General features: G+C 66.9%; 14 protein-coding genes. 5 read left to right on the top strand and 9 right to left on the bottom strand.

The window, feature by feature from the left end; translation table 11 throughout:
• Positions 1-12 precede the first annotated feature (12 nt).
• From MRBLWH7_RS17020 to MRBLWH7_RS17010, 3 genes are all read right to left on the bottom strand, one after another.
• The gene (locus MRBLWH7_RS17020) at positions 13-1,269 is read right to left on the bottom strand and encodes a Xaa-Pro peptidase family protein (protein ID WP_341996647.1); all 1,257 of its coding nucleotides are present in this window, start codon (positions 1,267-1,269) and stop codon (positions 13-15) included.
• 44 nt (positions 1,270-1,313) lie between these two features.
• Positions 1,314-2,246, bottom strand: a complete 933-nt coding sequence (locus tag MRBLWH7_RS17015; protein WP_341996645.1) for an NAD(P)-dependent oxidoreductase — start codon at positions 2,244-2,246, stop codon at positions 1,314-1,316.
• Positions 2,247-2,364: 118 nt separating this feature from the next.
• The gene (locus tag MRBLWH7_RS17010; protein WP_341996643.1) at positions 2,365-3,897 is read right to left on the bottom strand and encodes an amidase; all 1,533 of its coding nucleotides are present in this window, start codon (positions 3,895-3,897) and stop codon (positions 2,365-2,367) included.
• A gap of 153 nt (positions 3,898-4,050) precedes the next feature.
• On the opposite strand from MRBLWH7_RS17010, the gene MRBLWH7_RS17005 reads away from it, so the two are divergent.
• Positions 4,051-5,901 carry a phosphoenolpyruvate carboxykinase (GTP) gene (locus MRBLWH7_RS17005; protein WP_341996641.1) on the top strand — a complete coding sequence of 617 codons (1,851 nt, stop codon included), beginning with the start codon at positions 4,051-4,053 and terminating at the stop codon, positions 5,899-5,901.
• Positions 5,902-5,919: 18 nt separating this feature from the next.
• On the top strand, positions 5,920-6,441 hold the full coding sequence (locus MRBLWH7_RS17000; protein ID WP_341996639.1) for a flavin reductase family protein: 522 nt from the start codon (positions 5,920-5,922) through the stop codon (positions 6,439-6,441).
• A gap of 84 nt (positions 6,442-6,525) precedes the next feature.
• Here the strand turns inward: MRBLWH7_RS17000 and MRBLWH7_RS16995 are convergent, their stop codons facing one another.
• The 4 genes from MRBLWH7_RS16995 to MRBLWH7_RS16980 all read right to left on the bottom strand — a co-directional run bounded on the left by MRBLWH7_RS16995 (position 6,526) and on the right by MRBLWH7_RS16980 (position 10,076).
• Positions 6,526-6,951 carry a Rid family hydrolase gene (locus MRBLWH7_RS16995; protein ID WP_341996637.1) on the bottom strand — a complete coding sequence of 142 codons (426 nt, stop codon included), beginning with the start codon at positions 6,949-6,951 and terminating at the stop codon, positions 6,526-6,528.
• Between the two features lie 98 nt (positions 6,952-7,049).
• Complete coding sequence (locus MRBLWH7_RS16990) at positions 7,050-8,084, bottom strand: LacI family DNA-binding transcriptional regulator (protein ID WP_341996635.1); 1,035 nt, start codon at positions 8,082-8,084, stop codon at positions 7,050-7,052.
• Between the two features lie 98 nt (positions 8,085-8,182).
• The gene (locus MRBLWH7_RS16985; RefSeq protein WP_341996633.1) at positions 8,183-8,803 is read right to left on the bottom strand and encodes an NADPH-dependent FMN reductase; all 621 of its coding nucleotides are present in this window, start codon (positions 8,801-8,803) and stop codon (positions 8,183-8,185) included.
• Positions 8,804-8,885: 82 nt separating this feature from the next.
• Positions 8,886-10,076, bottom strand: a complete 1,191-nt coding sequence (locus tag MRBLWH7_RS16980; RefSeq protein ID WP_341996631.1) for an acyl-CoA dehydrogenase family protein — start codon at positions 10,074-10,076, stop codon at positions 8,886-8,888.
• 284 nt (positions 10,077-10,360) lie between these two features.
• Between MRBLWH7_RS16980 and MRBLWH7_RS16975 the strand changes: the two genes are divergently transcribed.
• Positions 10,361-11,710 (top strand): amidohydrolase family protein, encoded by a 1,350-nt coding sequence (locus tag MRBLWH7_RS16975; protein WP_341996629.1) that lies wholly within the window; start codon positions 10,361-10,363, stop codon positions 11,708-11,710.
• A 34-nt stretch (positions 11,711-11,744) separates the two neighbouring features.
• Here MRBLWH7_RS16975 and MRBLWH7_RS16970 read toward each other — a convergent pair whose 3' ends face one another.
• On the bottom strand, positions 11,745-13,022 hold the full coding sequence (locus tag MRBLWH7_RS16970; RefSeq protein ID WP_341996627.1) for a TetR/AcrR family transcriptional regulator: 1,278 nt from the start codon (positions 13,020-13,022) through the stop codon (positions 11,745-11,747).
• Positions 13,023-13,176: 154 nt separating this feature from the next.
• Between MRBLWH7_RS16970 and MRBLWH7_RS16965 the strand changes: the two genes are divergently transcribed.
• Entirely contained in the window at positions 13,177-14,481 is a 1,305-nt protein-coding gene (locus MRBLWH7_RS16965) for an MFS transporter (RefSeq protein WP_341996625.1), read from the top strand.
• The gene (locus MRBLWH7_RS16960) at positions 14,481-16,307 is read left to right on the top strand and encodes a glycoside hydrolase family 3 N-terminal domain-containing protein (RefSeq protein WP_341996623.1); all 1,827 of its coding nucleotides are present in this window, start codon (positions 14,481-14,483) and stop codon (positions 16,305-16,307) included. The genes MRBLWH7_RS16965 and MRBLWH7_RS16960 overlap by 1 nt, the downstream gene beginning before the upstream one ends.
• 55 nt (positions 16,308-16,362) lie before the next feature.
• Here the strand turns inward: MRBLWH7_RS16960 and MRBLWH7_RS16955 are convergent, their stop codons facing one another.
• Complete coding sequence (locus MRBLWH7_RS16955; protein ID WP_341996622.1) at positions 16,363-17,745, bottom strand: aldehyde dehydrogenase family protein; 1,383 nt, start codon at positions 17,743-17,745, stop codon at positions 16,363-16,365.

Raw genomic sequence — 17,745 nt, 5'->3', positions numbered from 1 at the left:
TCATCCTCCTGTTCAGTACTGGTTCGCGACGAAGAGTTCCTGAGCCGGGAACTTCGTGAGCACCTCGATGCCGTAGTCGGTCACGACGACCTCCTCTTCGATGCGCGCGGCCGAGACCCCGTCCGAAGCCGGGCAGTAGGTTTCCATCGCGAACACCATTCCCGCCTTCAGTTCGACCGGGTCCTTCATCGAGTTGAGCCGGGAGATGATCGGCCGCTCGTGCAGGCCCAGGCCCAGGCCGTGGGCGAACTGCAGCCCGAAAGCGGCGAGCTCGTTTTCAAACCCGAACTCTTCTGCGGCCGGCAGCACACGAGCGACCTGGTCGCTTCCCACGCCCGGCTTGATCGCGTCGAGCGCGGCATCCATCCATTCCCTCGCCTGCTTGTAGGCATCGCGTTGGCTCTGAGTCGCCCACCCGACCCCAAAGGTGCGGTAGTAGCACGTGCGGTAGCCGTTGAACGAATGGATGATGTCGAAGAACGCCTGGTCTCCCGGACGGATGATGCGGTCGGTGAAGTTGTGCGGATGGGGGTTGCACCGCTCGCCCGAGATCGCGTTGACCGCTTCCACCTGGTCGGAGCCGTACTCATACAGCCGCTTGTTCGCCAGTGCCACGATCTCGTTCTCGCGCACTCCGGGCTTGAGCGCCTCGGCGATGTCCTGGTAGACGCCGTCGACCATCGCCGCAGCCTGGTTGAGCAGCATGATCTCGTCCTGATTCTTGATGACCCGCGCATCGAGCATGGCCTGCTGCGCATCCACCACGGTGAGCCCCTGACGCTGCAGCTCGAACATGAAGGGCGGCTCGACGATGTCGACGCCGAGCGGCGCATCGGCGAGGCCCGCGGCCTTGAGAAGTGAGCGAATCTCGGAGACGGCGTCCCTCATCAGCCCGGCGCCCTCAGGGGCGACGGCTCCGCGGAACCCGAGGAAGCCAGCGCGATAGTTCTCCTCAGGCACCCAGTCCGAGTACAGCTTGTGATGGCGGACTGCGGATCCGAAGTCCCAGAGGATCGGGTCGTGGTCACGCATCACCAGCGCGTACCGGATCATCTTGTCTCCGAGGGCGCCCCCGATCCAGGTCTGGGTGGTGTAGCGGATGTTGTAGAAGTCGAAGAGAAGGAACGCTCCGCACTCGCTGTTCTCGAGGGCTGCCTTCGCGCGCGACAGCCGATAGTTGCGAAGACGATCGAAGTCGACGCGGTGCTCGTAGTCGACGCCGTTCTGACCCGGCGCTCCCAGCGGCCGCACACCAGCCGGCCGGGACACCGGGCGCTCGAAGCGGGAGGCGTCTGCGTGTGAAGGCGCGCACATCAGCTGGCCTCGAGACCGTCGGTCACGGGAGCATTCTCGGGCACCACGTTCAGCCCGGATCCGTGCGCCACGGTGAGAAGCAGCGAGGCGAAGTCCTGCTCGACGTTCCCGTTGCCCACCTCCTGCGCGACAATGTTGCGCGTCAGCGACGCGACGGGCATGACGACTCCGAGCTCCTGCGCTGCACTCAGACCCAGATCGAAGTCCTTCTGGAGGAGGACATTGGTGAATGTCGGGGTGAAGTCGAGGTTCACGAGCGCGGGCGTCTTGTAGTGCGTGAACACCGAGCCCATCACCGAGTCGTTGAGGAAGGTCAGGAACGCCTCACGCGAGACGCCGGCCTTCTCGGCGAGAACCGTGATCTCGGCGAGGGACTGGGTGACGACACCCAGGAACACGTTGTGCGCGATCTTGACGGTGCGGGCGACCTCGTCCTCACCGACGTAGGTCACGCTCCGGCCCCACGTCTCGAGGAGCGGGCGGACCTCATCGAACACCGGGCGCGGACCGGAGACCGCGACAGTGAGCTTTCCCGCCTCGATGACCTTGGGATTTCCGGAGACCGGTGTCGCCAGGAAGCCGACGCCCCGCGACTCCGCGATCGAGCGTACGTTCGCGCTCGCCTGCGGCGACACCGTCGACGCGTCGCCGATGACCTTGGGTGCACGGCTCTCGTCTGTGAGCAGTCCATCCTGCCCCAGCATCACCTGCTCCAAGTCATTGGACGCCGACACCATGCTGAAGACGACGTCTCGATCGGCCAGGTCGATCGGCTTGTCGACGACCGATGCACCGAACTCGACCAGCTGCTCGGCCTTGCCGCGGGTGCGGTTGTAGACGGCGACGTCGTAACCCGCGTCCAGCAGGCGCTTAGCCAGCTGGTAGCCCATACGCCCCACACCGATCCATCCAACGGTCGGCTTCGCGGTCATGTCCTGCTCCTTCGTATAGCAAACGATTGCATTCAGTCTACGCACGTCTCACCGTCACGCACAACCGGCAGATTCCCCCGTGCGGGAACGGGCGTCCGTGAGCGGTGTCGCGGCAGCGTTAGTAGAGCTCAGGTGCGAGTTCGCGGTAAATCCATTCCCACGGGGCCGCCTCCTCGAATCGGGCGCAGGCCGACATCAGGTCGGCGTCGGCGTATCGCGGAGCGATGATCTGGATGCCGAACGGCAGACCGTCGATGAGTCCGCCCGGCAGCGACGCCGCGGGGTGGCCGGAGAAGTTCGTCAGGTACGTCAGGCACCAGCCGATCAGCGGGTCCACCGCAACTCCGTCGATCTCCGACGGGCCCACTGTCCGGCCGTTGTCCAGGTTGTGAATCGGCAGGGCACCGACGGTGGGCGAGACGACGAAGTCGACCTCGTCGAACAGGCCCTCGACACGGCCGAAGACCTCGGTACGCACCATCTGGTCTCGCCGGAGATCTCGCGGGGTGGCAGCCGCTGCGACATCCATCCACCGCACCACAGGCTCGGGCAACTGCGGGCGCATGTCGAGCCCGGCGTAGGCGAATCCCTCCACCGCCGCCAGGTTTCCTGCACTGATCATCCGGCTCCACAGATCGCTCAGCTCGGCCTGCGAATGCGGGAGTTCGACATCCAGCGGCACGATGATCGCGCCCTGGCGCTCGAACGCGCTCAGACTCGCCTCCACCCCCGCTGCGATCCGCGGATCCACGGCGAAGACGCCGAAGTCGCGGGTGTAGCCGATGCGCTTGCCCCTGATGCCTGCATTCAGACTGGCGTTCCAGTCCACCGTGTCCGGGAGGGAGTACGGGTCGAGGCGGTCCCGACCGCTCAGCGCCGTGAGCGCGAGTGCAGCATCCGCCACCGTGCGGGTGATCGGGCCCTCGTACACGAACGGAGCCGTGCCGCCGAACGCATTCGGGCGCAGCACGAGGGGCACGCGACCGAAGGTCGGCTGGAATCCGAAGGTCCCGCTCCATGCGGAAGGAATGCGGATGGACCCGCCGCCGTCGGTGCCGTCGGCAATCGCGAGCAGGCCCGCTCCGACTGCGGCGGCACTTCCGCCCGATGAGCCGCCGCTGTTGCGCTGCAGGTCGAAGGGGTTGCTGGTGGCACCGAAGATCGCGTTGTCGCACGTCCCCCTGAACCCCAGCGCCGGGCTGTTGGTCGCGCCGACCATGATCGCCCCGGCGGCTTCCATCCGTCGCGGATAGGTGCTCGCCGTGTCGGCGATGAAGGCGCTCGGTGGCAGCGCACCCCCGAACGTCGACGGCCAGCCTGGGTAGGTGTTGTAGAGATCCTTCATCGCGGTAGGAACACCGGCAAGCGCACCCACGTCCTCACCGGCGCGCAGGCGCCGCTGCAGCTCCCGCGCGGCCGCACGTGCTCCGTCGGGGTCGATGTGCATGAACGCGTTCAGGTGCGGGGCCGTGCGTTCGATCCCGGCGAGCGTGGCTTCCACCACCTCTTCTGCGCTGACCTCCAGGGACTTCACGCGGGCGGCGATCTCGACAGCCGACTCTCCGAGCAGATCGGACATGAACTCTCCGTTCACCATCACCTTTAGTACAAACGATTGCATGAGCGAACCACAAGAGCCTTCAGTCGTCAAGAAAGTGATGGCGGATCAGCGCGGCTGGATGCCTTGACGGATCAGGTTTGTTCATTCATCATGGATGCAATTTCAGCGTAGATGAACATCTATCGGGGTCAAACGTTTGCATCAGCTGGATTCACGACTTGCTACGGCGTGAGGAGGAGCGACATGGCATACGTCGTATCGCACGCGCAGGAGACGCAGCCTGCGGAGCTCGCCGCCCTGGTGGCGTGGGTGGGCGAGATCGCCGCGCTGACCCAGCCGGCCCGTATTCATTGGGTCGATGGCTCGCGCGCCGAGAACGACGCGCTGCTTCGCGAGATGGTCGACGAGGGCAAGCTCATCAAGCTCAATCCGGAGTGGCGTCCGGGTTCGTACCTGGCCCGTTCGCACCCGAGCGACGTGGCGCGCACCGAGGCGCGCACGTTCATCGCGTCCGAGCGCGAGGAGGACGCCGGCCCCACCAACAACTGGGTCGCGCCCGATGAGATCCGCGCCACCATCACGCCGCTGTTCGAGGGGTCGATGAAGGGCCGCACGATGTACGTCGTGCCGTTCTCGATGGGGCCGGTCGGCGGCCCGCTCTCGCACATCGGCGTCCAGATCACCGACAGCGCCTACGCCGTGACGTCGATCGGCATCATGACCCGGGTCGGCACCGAGGTGCTGCGGCAGATCGCCGGCGGCGCGCCATGGGTCAAGACCGTGCACTCCGTCGGCGCCCCGCTGCAGCCGGGCCAGGCCGACGTCGCGTGGCCGTGCAACGACGAGAAGTACATCGTGCACTTCCCCGACACGCTCGAGGTCTGGTCGTACGGCTCCGGCTACGGCGGCAACGCGATCCTCGCGAAGAAGTGCTTCGCGCTGCGCATCGCCTCGGTCATCGGTCGCGACGAGGGCTGGCTCGCCGAGCACATGCTCCTCATCCGCGTCATCGACCCGGCTGGCCGGGCATACCACCTCGCGGCGGCGTTCCCGTCGGCGTGCGGCAAGACGAACCTCGCCATGCTCCGCCCCACGATCCCGGGCTGGCGCGTCGAGACCCTCGGCGACGACATCGCGTGGCTGCGCCCCGGCGAGGACGGGCGGCTGTGGGCCATCAACCCCGAGGCCGGCTTCTTCGGCGTCGCACCCGGAACGGGCGAGTCGACCAACGTCACCGCGGTCGAGACGCTGTGGGGCAACACGATCTTCACGAACGTGGCGCTGCGCCCCGACGGCGACGTGTGGTGGGAGGGCCTCACCGACACCCCGCCGGCGCAGCTCACCGACTGGGAGGGCAACCCCTGGACCCCGGCATCCGGTCGTCCCGCCGCCCACCCCAACTCGCGCTTCACCGTCGCCGCGGCCCAGTGCCCGCAGATCGCCGAGGACTGGGACGCGCCGCAGGGCGTGCCGCTGGACGCCATCCTGTTCGGCGGCCGCCGCGCCACCAACGTCCCGCTCGTGGTCGAGGCCACCGACTGGACCCACGGTGTCTTCATGGGCTCGAACGTGTCGAGTGAGCGCACCGCCGCGGCAGAGGGCACGGTCGGCGAACTGCGCCGCGACCCGTTCGCGATGCTCCCGTTCTGCGGCTACAACATGGCCGACTACTTCGGCCACTGGCTGAAGGTCGGCCAGAAGCTGCGCTTCGACCGCGCCCCGCGCGTGTTCCAGGTCAACTGGTTCCGCAAGGGCACGGACGGCCGCTTCCTGTGGCCGGGCTTCGGCGACAACTCGCGCGTCATCGACTGGATCATCCGTCGCATCGAGGGCGAGGTCGGCGCCATCGAGAGCCCGATCGGCCGCCTGCCGAAGCACGAGGACCTCGACCTCGACGGCATCGAGGTGTCGCAGACCGACCTCGACGAGCTGTTCGCCATCGACCCGCAGTCATGGCTGCGCGAGGCCGACCTCACCGAGGAGTTCTACCGCACCTTCGACGGCCGCGTGCCCGCCCCCCTCTGGGCCGAGCTCGCCGCCCTGCGCTACCGCCTCCAGGCACGCCGACTCGACCCCCTGCCGACCCTTCGATGACGAAATAGGAAGAGCGTTATGTATCAAACGACGGCCGCTGTATCTGCAGATCAGTTCAAGAGCGCCTTTCGCAACCACCCGGCCGGTGTCGCCATCGTCACCGCGACGGACAACGGTCGCCATGTCGCGATGACCGTCAGCTCGCTGTCGTCGCTCAGCGCTGAGCCGCCCCTCATCGTGTTCTCCGTCTCTGACATGTCCTCGAGCACCCCAGTGGTCCTGTCCGCGGACAGCCTCGTGGTTCAGATGCTCGACGCCGAGTGCGCCTGGCTCGCAAAGCTCGGAGCCGAGCGCGGCGCCGACCGCTTCGGTGACCCGACGACGTGGTCGACGCTTTCCGGGGGCGAGCCCTACTTCGTCGACGCACCCGTCGTCATTCGCGCGCGAGTGATCGAGCGGGTACGCGCCGGCTCGTCGACCCTGTGCGTCGTCGAAGCCGTCGAGATCGTCGAAAAGCCCGCGGCCAGCGCCGCCCGGCCGCTGGTCTACCACAACCGGACCTGGCACGAGCTGAGCGACGAGTCCGCGCTTCGGGACTGAGAGCTGAGGCGCTGCTGCTGACGGCAAAGCGCAGATCCCGCTGACGAGCACCGTCAGCGGGATCTGCGCTTTGCCGGGTGATGACTATCTCGTCGTGCGCACCGCCGCGATGGCGCTGACCTCAAAATGCAGGTCGGCAGGCACCAGCCGGACGATCTCGACGGTGGTGGTCGTCGTCAGGTGCGGCAGCGCGGTCTTCGTGACCGACTCCACCACCGCGTTGTTCGCCGCGATGTCCTTCACGTACTTCGTCATCGAGACGATATCGCCGAGCGTGCCGCCTGCGGACTCGAGCACTCGTTCGAGATTCCGATATGCACGCCTCACCTCGGCCTCGACGGACTCAGATGGATCTTCCGCGGTGGCGGGGCCCAGCACGCCGGCGACGAAGATCAATTCATGGTCTCCGGTCACACGGATGGCCGGTGCGAACGGCAGACCTGGGATGCCGTACACCTCTTCAGCGGAGCCGGCGGACAACAGGTGCTCGGCGTTCTTGATTGGTTGCATTGCTTTCCTTCCCACGGACACGCGCGAGTGCGCGTGCGTTCGAGCACGGATGCGGCGGTGCGCCGCTGTCGGCGTCCCTTCGCAGTCGGCGGCACGCGTCAGTGCGCGGCGGGACCCGTTGAACCGCGTGTCATCAGGGTGACCGGGAGCAGGATGGTCTCAGCCACCTGGTCGGCACCGGACAGCGCGTCGAGAAGAAGCTGCGCAGCCCGGACGCCCATCGCAGTGGTGGGGACCCGCACGGTGCTCAGCGGCGGGCAGAAGTCCTCCGCGAACTGGACGTCGTTGAACCCGATCACCGACATGTCTCGAGGACAGTCGACACCCATCTGCTTCATGGCGCGAAGCACCCCGACCGCGATCAGGTCGGTACAGGCGATGACACCTGTGATCCCGTGGCTCAGGTCGCTCAGCACTGGCAGCATCGCGCTGACACCGGCTTCGATTGACAACGCATCGGCCGTGACCACGGTGCCGATGAGCCCATCGAACGACCGGCAGGCCGCCTCGAACGCCGCGGCACGGGCGGCACTGGTCGAGATGTTCATCGGTCCCGCGATGTGCAGCAGGTGGCGGTGACCAAGCTCGTAGAGACTCTCGACGGCCGCCTGGATGCCGCTCGCGTCGTTGCCCGCGACCAGCGGATACGGAACGGGGCCCGCATCGCGGTTGAGGAGAACGACCTTCACGCCGGCTTCGTAGAGCTCGGCGATCGACGACTCGTCACGCTGACCGGAAGCAACGATCAACCCATCCACTCGCCGATCCATGAGCGAACTCAGCGCCCCGCGCCCACCGGCCTCGAACCCGTCCGTGTTGGCGATGAGTGCGGAGTACCCGTGCGGCTGCAGGTGAGCCTCGATGCCGCGTACGATCGGCGGGAAGAACGGGTTGGTGATGTCCGGTATCACCACACCGACGGTCATCGAGCTGTTCGTGCGCAGGCCCCGAGCGAGGACATTGGGGACATACCCCAGCTGCTTCGCCGCGCGGACGACCCGGTCCACGGTCTCTGCGCTGACCATCCCTCGCGTCCGGGCGTTGAGCGCGCGCGACGCGGTGCCCGCATGGACTCCCGCAAGCTGCGCCACATCCGTGATGGTCGCACGCCGCTCTTCCACCGTGTTGGTCATCTCCTGATCGCCGTCTTCGGCCGTGCGAACCTCGTGTTTCGTCCCCACTCATATTAGCGGTGCCGCGCACCCGCCGTCGCCTGACGCGCGGCGAGAGCTCAGGTCGTGAGGTACTCCCGATGAAGGCTCGGAAGCTTACGCGCCATGGTCGACCGGACGAACTCCTCGTAGTCGTCGAGCCAGCGCTCGAGAAGCGTCAGAGTCGCCTCGTCGGTGAGGTCACCATCTTTGGAGAACTTGTCGCCCGCCTCGTTGACGTAGATCTCCGGGCGACCCATGACCTCGAGGTCGGAGTACAGCGCGATCCTGCGAAGCTCCATCTGCGCGCGGTTGGTCCCGATCACCCCGATCGATGCCCCCACGATGCCCAGCGGTTTGTGCCGAAGGGGATTTTCGGCGGGTACGGGCAGCGTCTGCCAGTCGAAGAAGTTCTTGAGCAGCGCCGGGAGCGAGTAGCAGTACTCCGGCGTCGCCACGATCACTCCGTCTGCGGCGGAGATCTGGGCGTGCACTCGCTTGACGGAATCAGGAGCTTCCACGTAGGCGTTCTCGACCGACGCGAAAGGAAGGTCGGCCAGGCCCTCGACCTGCGTGATCTCGATCGAGCCACGTTTGCTCGCGATGTTCTGCAATGCTCTGACCAGGCCTGAGTTGTACGAACCTGCTCGCTGGCTGCCGCTCACCGCGGCGATGTGGACTGTTCCATCGGTACTGACCATCTTGACCCTCCTCGGTCGGGTGTGGTGCTGAAATGTCTGTCGTCTGGGAAGTGGCTTGTCGACGGTGACGTGCTCGCTGTCGCTAGAGTGTCGGACCGATCGACTGGGTCTCGATACCGAGCAGATCCCGCCCCAGGAGCTCGTTGCCGACGCGGGCCGACAGGCCGGCGTGACGACTCGCAACGGCGGCGTTGCGCCACACACGCTCGAGCGGATTCGTCTGAGCGAACGTCGACGTACCGTGGGCGCTTGCCAGGATGTCTGCGGCCTGCCAGCAGCATTGGGCGATGAAGGCGCTGTCAGCGCGGTTCTTCGTCTTCTCATCGCTGCTCGCGTGCCGGCCCTCGCTGACGATGCGATCCATGTCGTCCGCGGCGGCGAGCATTCGCAGCCGCGCCGTCTCGATGAGCTGGGCAGCGCGGGCCACCTCCACCTGGAAGGCCGCGGACTCGGCCTGCGTCCGATAGGTCGTCGTCACGATCGGCCGCGACCCCGCCTTGTTCAGCACCAGCTCGAGTCCATACTGAACCTCTCCCACCAGCGTGCTGACGATGGCGATGTTCAGCACCGAGTAGATGTGCGATCGGTAGATGCCGCGATACCGGGCATAGTCGTAGTCCCGCCAGCGAAGAATGCGGTGCTCGGGCACGAACACCTGATCGATGACAGCTGTCGAACTGGCGGTGGCCCGCATACCGGTCACGAACCAGGTGTCGTCGACCGAAATGTCCTCTCGCGGCAGCAGCACGAACCCGAGTTCTGCGCCGGGGCCCAGAGCGCCGTTCAGCGGCGCGGTGACGACCACCCAATCGGCAACGGTCACACCCGACATGTAAGGCCAGCGTCCGGTCAGTCTGACGCCGCCCTCGACGACTTCGGACTGTCCTGAAGGAGCCAGCACACCCGCACCTCGGACTCGCGATCCGTTGGCCCACACCTCGCTCTTCGCCTGATCGCTGAAGAGGGAGATGAGGAAGGCGGCCGCATTGTTGACCCCCATCAGCCAGCCCGCGGAGGCATCGCCTTCACCGAGGGCGATGGCTGCTTCGACAACGGTCCGAATCGAGGTCTCGGCGCCTCCGTACTCCTGCGGCGCCCACAGCGACATCAAGCCGGCATCCGTGATCGCGTCTACGTCGGCGGCATCGAGATGGCGATTGCCGTCCGCAGCGGCGGCGTGCTCGCGCAGCTGGCTGCGCAAACCTCGCGCGCGCTCGACCACGACTTCCGTCGCCTCACCCGAGCGATAACCTTCGGCGGCCTTGATTGTCATTCGTCACACCCTTCTTCAGCGGCAACCCCGCCACCGCTATATCGTCACGATGGCGATGAATCTACACAAACGATTGCGCATATACAAGGACCAATGAGATCTGATTTTCCGCGCGTTCTTGGTTGCTGTGCTTCGCGAGAGAACGCGATACGAGCAAACGATTGCATTCCGCTAATCTCTCCCCTAACATCGGAGCACCGCCGCGTCCTCCGACCCCGGCGGGCACGGAAGGAAACGAAGAAATGCCCGAGCGGACAATCCTGCGAAACGCTGTCGTGCTAACGATGGACGAGGAACTCGGCGAGCTCGCCGGCGACGTGCTGATAGAGGACGGACTGATCCTCGATATCGCGGAGTCCATCCCCACCGGCGGAGCAGACATCGTCGAGCTCGATGGCGCCGTCGTGATGCCGGGGCTGATCGACAGCCACATCCACCTCTGGCAGTCTGCGATTCGAGGATTGGCCGCACAGTGCTGGGGCCGTGAGTACTTCGGGCTGGTGCATCCCCTGTCCGGACGAGTGCGGGTGACGGACATGTACGCGTCGACCTACGGCGGCGCGATCGAGCTGCTGCAGTCGGGGACGACCACGGTCTTCGACTTCTGCCACGCAACCAACTCCGCGGAGCACGCCGAAGCGTCGTTGCGCGCACTCGACGAATCGGGGATCCGCGGCCTCTTCGGCTTCTGCTTCCGCCACCGGCCGGAGGCACCCATCGAGGGCTTCACGACCCTCGAAGAGCGCTTCGACGTCCTCTCACGCCTGGTCGATCAGTGGTCGGGACATGAGCGCGTGGGTCTGGGAGTCGCGCTCAACAACATCGACCACGTGTCGCCGGAAGTGCACGCGCAGGAGGTGGCGGCCGCCCGCAGACTCGGCCTTCGGCAGAGCCTGCACTCCAACCTGCCGGGGCAGGTCACCCTGTCCGCCAAGATGGGCCTTCTCGGCGACGATCTGAACTGGGTGCACGCCGGACCCATCGATGACGACGAGATCGGCATGCTCGCTGAGCAGGGGGGATCGATTGCGTTCACTCCCGAAGTCGAGGCGGCGCTCATGGGCGTCGCTCCCCGCGTCGGAGTCGCGCATCGCCGGGGGGTGCCAGTATCGATCGGCACGGACGTCCCGTCGGCTCTCAACGGCAGCTTGATCACCCAGCTGAGGATCGCCCGCGCCGTGACGCGAGCCGTCGACATGCAGCAGGAGCGCGCTCAGAATCGCCCCGGCACGCGTACACCCACGCACCCCAGCTTCGACACGATGGATCTGCTGAGGATGGCGACGATCGACGGTGCTCGCGTGCTGGGACTCGAAGATCGCATCGGCAGTGTGACGCCCGGCAAGCGCGCCGACCTGCTGGTGATCGAGACCGCCCCGTTCGGGCTGGCAGCGGGTCGCGCGGACGACTTCGTGGTGTATCAGGCGTCGGCGCGCAACCTCACCCGGGTGTACGTCGACGGCCGACTCGTCGTTCGAGACGGCGTGCATGTCACCGCCGACCTGCGCGAGGTGCGCACGCGACTCGACGAGACCCGCGACTGGGTGCTGGGGCGTGCGGCAGACAGCGAGTGGCCCGTCATCGATGACGAGATGCGCGCGCGTTACGAGGCCGGGCAGGGCAAAGCGTCCTGACCGTCGGATGTCGGTCCCGCAGACGCGGCTGCGATCACCGGCGCGGAAGCACGTCGTCGACGTGGGCCGACAGCTGCGCGGCCACGTCGACGGCGGACGGGTCATAGAGCCACTGGTACTGGAGTCCGTCCCACAGAGCGGTCAGCCACAGCGCCTCAAACTCAGGATCCCGCTGAGCGGGCAGATCCCCGTCCTCGTGCGCCGCGCGGAACAGGGCTGCGAAATGGTCGAGTCCGTTGCGGAAGCGTTGCGCGAAGTAGCTGTGCGCCGCGTGATCGCGCGGGAGCGCTTCGCACGACAGCACGGCATAGACCTCGATGAGACCGGGTGCCGCCTCCGAGTTCACGGCGGCCCGACGTGCGATCCCGCGAACGACCTCTGCTGCACTGTCCGCCCGCACGCCGTCGTCGCGGGATTCGATCTGTCGATCACGGTGATGCAGCACGTCGCTGAGCAGCTCCTCTTTGGATGCGAAGTGGTGCAGCAGCGTCGACTTCGAGACGCCGACACGCTCGGCGATCTCGCGAAGGCTCGTGTCGCCGTAGCCGTCGCGGGCGAAGAGGGCCGTGGCAGCCTCGATGATGAGGGCCCGCCGCTCACGGCCCACTCGATAGCCCTGGGGCGAGACGTCGTCCGCACCGAACGCCGGCGACGTCGGGACACGGGCCGGCTGCCTGGGCGGCGCAGATGCCCTACCGCCTACGCGCCAGCCCACGGGGAGGGCGAGCGTCTTCAGGTACTCCACGAGGGCGGTGGGGATGTCGACACGCTCGGGGAGGTACTGCGCAAGCAATTGCAGACCGTCCCACGCCGCGATGATCCGTACTGCCTCGCCGGCGGCATCCCGGCCGGCCGCCACGGTGCCGTGTGCGATCGCGGCGTCCAGGTCTTCTCTCGCCTCGCGCCGCACGCGCGCATAGCGGTCGCGCATGAGCTGGTGTGCGGGATGACGGGGGTTGGATGCCTCGCCCGTCAGGGCGGCAAAGAGCTCGAGGTACCCGGGTTGTTCCTGGTTTCGCCGGGCGATCCCGGCATAGCCGAGGGTGCCCGATTCGTCCAGGCCCGGCACCCCGCGGAGAGCCGTGGCATTCGCGCGCTCGAACTGATCCACGACAGCGCCGAGGAGCGCATCCTTCGTCGCGAAGTGTCGGAGGAGTCCGGTGTGGCTGATGCTCGCGGCAGCGGCGACGTCGCGAAGCGAGGTGGCGCGATATCCGCGCGTGACGAATGCCTCGCGCGCGGCGTCGACGATCGCCTCGCGGGTGCGCTGCATGCGCGCCGCGCGCGTCGGCCCCCGTTCGGTCGTCGCCATCGGCGTGGCCGCCTCTCCGCTCGTTGGACGTCGCCAGCCTACCCCCAGTCCGCTACCACTCGGTTGACTTTCAGTTACCAACTGGTCTGTTTTTGGGTACGATCGTCTTCGACGCCGCTCGCCGTCGACGCGCGTCGCCCGAGAAAGGACTCCCATGACAGAGATGTCTCGCGCCGCGACAGCCGCGGCCGCCGGAACGACAGGCTTCAAAGCTCCGGGCACGACGCCCGATCGAACCCCGCGCGGCTACACCCCGGGCCTCGCCGCCGTGAACTTCGGTGTCTACCTGGCACTGCTCACCCCGGTCATGGTGTCGATGGCGTTCAAGATCCAGCGCATCTCCGCCACATCCGCCGAGGCGACCGCGAACCTCGGACTCGTACTCGGCGTCGGTGCCTTGTTCGCGCTCTTCGCCAATCCGCTGGCCGGACGGCTCTCGGACCGAACCACGTCGCGATGGGGAATGCGTCGCCCGTGGATCCTCGGCGGCACGCTCGTCGGCCTCGGTGGTTTCGCGCTCATCGGCATCACCGAGTCGCTTTGGGTCGTACTCGTCTCGTGGTGCATCGTGCAGGCATCCATGAACGCCGTGCTTGCGGCGGCGAACGCGACGCTGCCAGACCAGGTGCCGCAGCAGAGCCGCGGCAAGGTGTCCGGCGTCATCGGAATCACGCTGCCCCTCGGCATCCTTGCGGGCAGCTTCCTTGTGACGCTGCTCTCCGACGACTTCTCCCGCTTCATCGTGCCGGCCGCGATCGCCACCGTGCTCGCCGTGCTCTTCGTGCTCGTGCTGAAGGACCGGCGCCTCGAGCACAAGCCGACCCAGCGGTTCACCGCACGTCAGTTCTTCGGCTCGTTCGTGTTCAACCCCGTCAGACACCCCGACTTCGGCTGGACGTGGCTGACCAAGTTCTTCGTGATGTTCGGCTACGCCGGCGTCGCGACATTCCTGCCCTTCTACCTCACGGCGAAGTTCGGGCTGGACGAGCAGTCCGCCATCTCGACGATCCTGATCGCCAACCTCGCCTCGATGGGGGCGATGATGATCTCGGCGCCGATCGGCGGAATCCTCTCCGACAAGCTCGGCAGACGCCGGCCCTTCGTCGCGATCGCCGGCGTCATCATGGTCGTCGGCCTGGTTCTGCTCGCTCTCGCCCCCGATGTCACGACGCTCATCGTGGCACAGGCGATCATCGGCCTCGGCACCGGGTCGTTCATCTCGGTCGACCTCGCCCTCGCGACGCAGGTCCTGCCGAATCCTGACGACACCGCCAAAGACCTCGGCGTTCTCAACATCGCCAACGCCCTGCCGCAGTCGATCGCGCCCGCGATCGCTCCAGGCATCATCGCGATCGGCGCCGCCACCCCCCTGGGCGGCTACGCCACCTGGTACCTGTTCGGCGCGCTGGTGGCGCTCGCCGGTGCTGTGCTGGTTTACCGCATCAAGGGGGTGAAGTGATGACGGACATTGTGACAGCGGATGCCCCGGCGCCGGCTGCGCCCGAGAGCCGCCCGTGGCTCGATGCGAGCCTGCCAGTCGCCGAGCGCGTCGAGCTGCTCCTGGGCGAGATGACGCTGGAGGAGAAGGCCGGCCTCTTCTTCCAGACGATGATCGCGATGGGAGAGAACGGCGAACTGTCGGACGGCGACCCCGATTTCGGCATCGCGTCCAACCACGAGTACGTCGCGGCCCGCCACATGAGTCACTTCAACCTCCTGGGCGTCCTGCCCCGAGCGAGCGACACCGCCGCCTGGCACAACAGACTGCAGGAGGTCGCGGCATCCACTCGTCTCGGCATCCCGGTCTCGATCTCGACCGATCCGCGCCACTCGTTCAGCGATAACCCGGGCGCCGCGATCCTCGCCGGTCCGTTCTCGGAGTGGCCCGAGCCGCTCGGCCTCGCCGCGACGCGCGACCCCGAACTCGTGCAGCGCTTCGCCGACATCGCGCGCCAGGAGTACACCGCTGTCGGCATCCGCGTGGCGCTGCACCCGCAGGTCGACCTCGCGACGGAATCGCGCTGGGCGCGCCAGCTGCAGACGTTCGGCGAAGACCCAGACCTCGCCGCCGAGCTCGGCGCCGCCTATGTGCGCGGGTTCCAGGGCGAGGCGTTCGGTCCGGGCTCGGTCTCGACGATGACGAAGCACTTCCCGGGCGGCGGCCCGCAGAAGGACGGCGAAGACCCGCACTTCGAGTACGGCCGTGAGCAGGTGTACCCGGGCGGGCAGTTCGAGCTGCACCTGAAGCCCTTCGAGGCGATCTTCGCCGCCGGCGGACGCCAGATCATGCCGTACTACGGCATGCCGATCGGAACCGAGTACGAAGAGGTGGGCTTCGGCTTCAACAAGAGCGTGCTCACCGGGCTTCTGCGCGAGCGCTTCGGATTCGACGGGATCGTCTGCACCGACTGGGGACTCGTCACCGACCAGTCGGTGATGGGCGACAGCTTCGCCGCACGCGCGTGGGGGGTCGAGCACCTGACGCCCGCCGAGCGCATGGTGAAGATCCTCGACGCCGGCGCCGACCAGTTCGGCGGCGAGCAGGACCCGTCGATGCTCGTCGAACTCGTGCGCGAGGGCAAGGTGACCGAGGACCGCCTGGACGTCTCGGCGCGCCGGCTGCTGCGCGAGAAGTTCGAACTAGGGCTCTTCGAGAACCCCTACGTCGACGTGGAGGCGGCCGACGCCACCGTCGGCGCGGCCGAGTTCCGTGCGGCAGGTGAAGCCGCGCAGCGCGCGTCGATTGCCGTACTGTCCAACCGCCTGGTACGCACGAGCTGGGCCGAGGAAGCCGTGCCGATCCTCCCGCTGCGACACGACCTGAAGCTCTACGTCGAGGGCATCACCCCCGAGGCGGTCGCGCGTGTCGGCGTGGTCGTGGACACGCCCGAAGAAGCGGATGCGGCGATCCTGCGCCTGCAGGCGCCGTACGAACAGCGTGCTTCCATGTTCGAGAACTTCTTCCATGCGGGATCGCTCGAGTTCTCACAGGAGGTCGTCGCGCACGTCCAGGAGGTCGCGGCCGTGGTGCCCACCGTCGTCGATGTCTTCCTCGACCGTCCGGCGATCCTCCAGCCCATCGTGGAGGCAGCCGCAGCCGTCACCGCGAACTGGGGAGCCAAAGCCGGGCCGTTGCTCGATGTCCTCACGGGGACTGCGCACGCGACGGGCAAGCTCCCCTTCGATGTGCCCAGATCCATGGCGGCGATCGAGGCCTCCCGCCCCGACGTTCCCTTCGACACCGCCGACCCGCTGTTCCGCTTCGGTCACGGCCTGTCGCTCTGATAACAAAGGACGGATGCCGCACGCGATCCGCGGAGGCATCCGTCCTCGAGTGTGGTCAGGCGACCCAGACGGTCTTCAGATTGCAGAACTCGCGGATGCCTTCGACCGACAGTTCGCGACCGTAGCCGGAGCGCTTGATGCCGCCGAACGGCAATTCGGCGTATGAGATCGTCATGCCGTTGACGAACACCGCGCCCGCCTCGAGCTCACGCTCTGCGCGCGCGATCTCGGATTCGTCGTTGCTCCAGAACGCGGATCCCAGCCCGAACGGACTGTTGTTCGCGACCTGCAGCGCATCGTCGAGCGACGAAACCTTGTAGAGCGACGCGACCGGACCGAAGGCCTCCTCCTGATAGAGGCGCATCTCCGGCGTGATGTCAGCGATCACCGTGGGCTCATAGAACCAGCCCGCCTCCCGATCGCCACGTCGTCCGCCCGTCAGGATAGATGCGCCCTTGTCGCGGGCATCCTCGACGAGGACCTCGATGTCCTCACGACCGGACTCGGTCGCAAGGGGGCCGATCTGGGTGGCCGGATCGGCCGGGTTCCCCACCACCAGCGCAGCCATCCGCTCGGCGAAAAGGCGGGCGAAATCGTCGTAGATGTCTTCGTGCACGATGAACCGCTTGGCGTTGATGCAGGCCTGGCCGTTGTTGCTCGTGCGCGCCTTGACAGCCGTGGCCACGGCATCGTCGAGCTTCGCCGACGGCATCACGATGAACGGATCCGAGCCTCCGAGCTCGAGGACGGCCTTCTTCAGCACATCGCCCGCGGTCGCGCCGATCGCGCGGCCGGCGCCTTCGGAACCGGTCAGCGTCACTGCGGCGACGCGGGGATCACGGATCACTGCCTCGACACGGCGCGACCCGATCAGCAGCGTCGAGAAGGCCCCCTGAGGGAACCCGGCTCGTGCGAACAGCTCGCCGATGTACACCGCCGACTGCGGAACGTTGGAAGCGTGCTTGAGCACACCGGCGTTGCCCGCCATCAGCGCGGGCGCCGCGAAGCGGACCACCTGCCAGATCGGGTAGTTCCACGGCATGACGGCGAGAACGACGCCGAACGGCTCGAATCGCGTGCGCGCCGCCGATGCCGAGACCTTCGCCGGGTCATCGAGCTCGCGCCCGCTGAGGAACTCCTCGGCGTTCTCGGCGTAAAAGCGCATCGTGTAGGCGGACTTGGCGACCTCCGCGCGAGACTGCTCGATCGGCTTGCCCATCTCGGCGGTGATCACACCCGCCAGCTCTTCGATCTCGGACTCGATGAGATCGGCGGCGGCACGCATCAGACGTGCGCGGCCATCCCACCCCAATGCGGCGAGCTGGGGAACGGCGGCCGCGGCGGCGGCGAGCCGTGCCTCGACGAACTCCTCGGAGTCCTCGTCGAAGACGGCGAGCTCAGCGCCCGTAGACGGGTCGATACTGCGAATGGTTGCCAT

The organism is Microbacterium sp. LWH7-1.2, assembly GCF_038397755.1.
Lineage (GTDB): Bacteria > Actinomycetota > Actinomycetes > Actinomycetales > Microbacteriaceae > Microbacterium.
The sequence above is the reverse complement of the archived record's forward strand: the minus strand, read 5'-3'. Positions and strand labels throughout refer to the sequence as shown.

Coding starts and splice junctions, on each gene's coding strand:
- MRBLWH7_RS17015 (WP_341996645.1), bottom strand. CDS start 2,246: ATGACCGCGAAGCCGACCGTTGGATGGATCGGTGTGGGGCGTATGGGC.
- MRBLWH7_RS17005 (WP_341996641.1), top strand. CDS start 4,051: ATGGCATACGTCGTATCGCACGCGCAGGAGACGCAGCCTGCGGAGCTC.
- MRBLWH7_RS17000 (WP_341996639.1), top strand. CDS start 5,920: ATGTATCAAACGACGGCCGCTGTATCTGCAGATCAGTTCAAGAGCGCC.
- MRBLWH7_RS16995 (WP_341996637.1), bottom strand. CDS start 6,951: ATGCAACCAATCAAGAACGCCGAGCACCTGTTGTCCGCCGGCTCCGCT.
- MRBLWH7_RS16990 (WP_341996635.1), bottom strand. CDS start 8,084: ATGACCAACACGGTGGAAGAGCGGCGTGCGACCATCACGGATGTGGCG.
- MRBLWH7_RS16985 (WP_341996633.1), bottom strand. CDS start 8,803: ATGGTCAGTACCGATGGAACAGTCCACATCGCCGCGGTGAGCGGCAGC.
- MRBLWH7_RS16980 (WP_341996631.1), bottom strand. CDS start 10,076: ATGACAATCAAGGCCGCCGAAGGTTATCGCTCGGGTGAGGCGACGGAA.
- MRBLWH7_RS16975 (WP_341996629.1), top strand. CDS start 10,361: ATGGACGAGGAACTCGGCGAGCTCGCCGGCGACGTGCTGATAGAGGAC.
- MRBLWH7_RS16970 (WP_341996627.1), bottom strand. CDS start 13,022: ATGGCGACGACCGAACGGGGGCCGACGCGCGCGGCGCGCATGCAGCGC.
- MRBLWH7_RS16965 (WP_341996625.1), top strand. CDS start 13,177: ATGACAGAGATGTCTCGCGCCGCGACAGCCGCGGCCGCCGGAACGACA.
- MRBLWH7_RS16960 (WP_341996623.1), top strand. CDS start 14,481: ATGACGGACATTGTGACAGCGGATGCCCCGGCGCCGGCTGCGCCCGAG.
- MRBLWH7_RS16955 (WP_341996622.1), bottom strand. CDS start 17,745: ATGGCAACCATTCGCAGTATCGACCCGTCTACGGGCGCTGAGCTCGCC.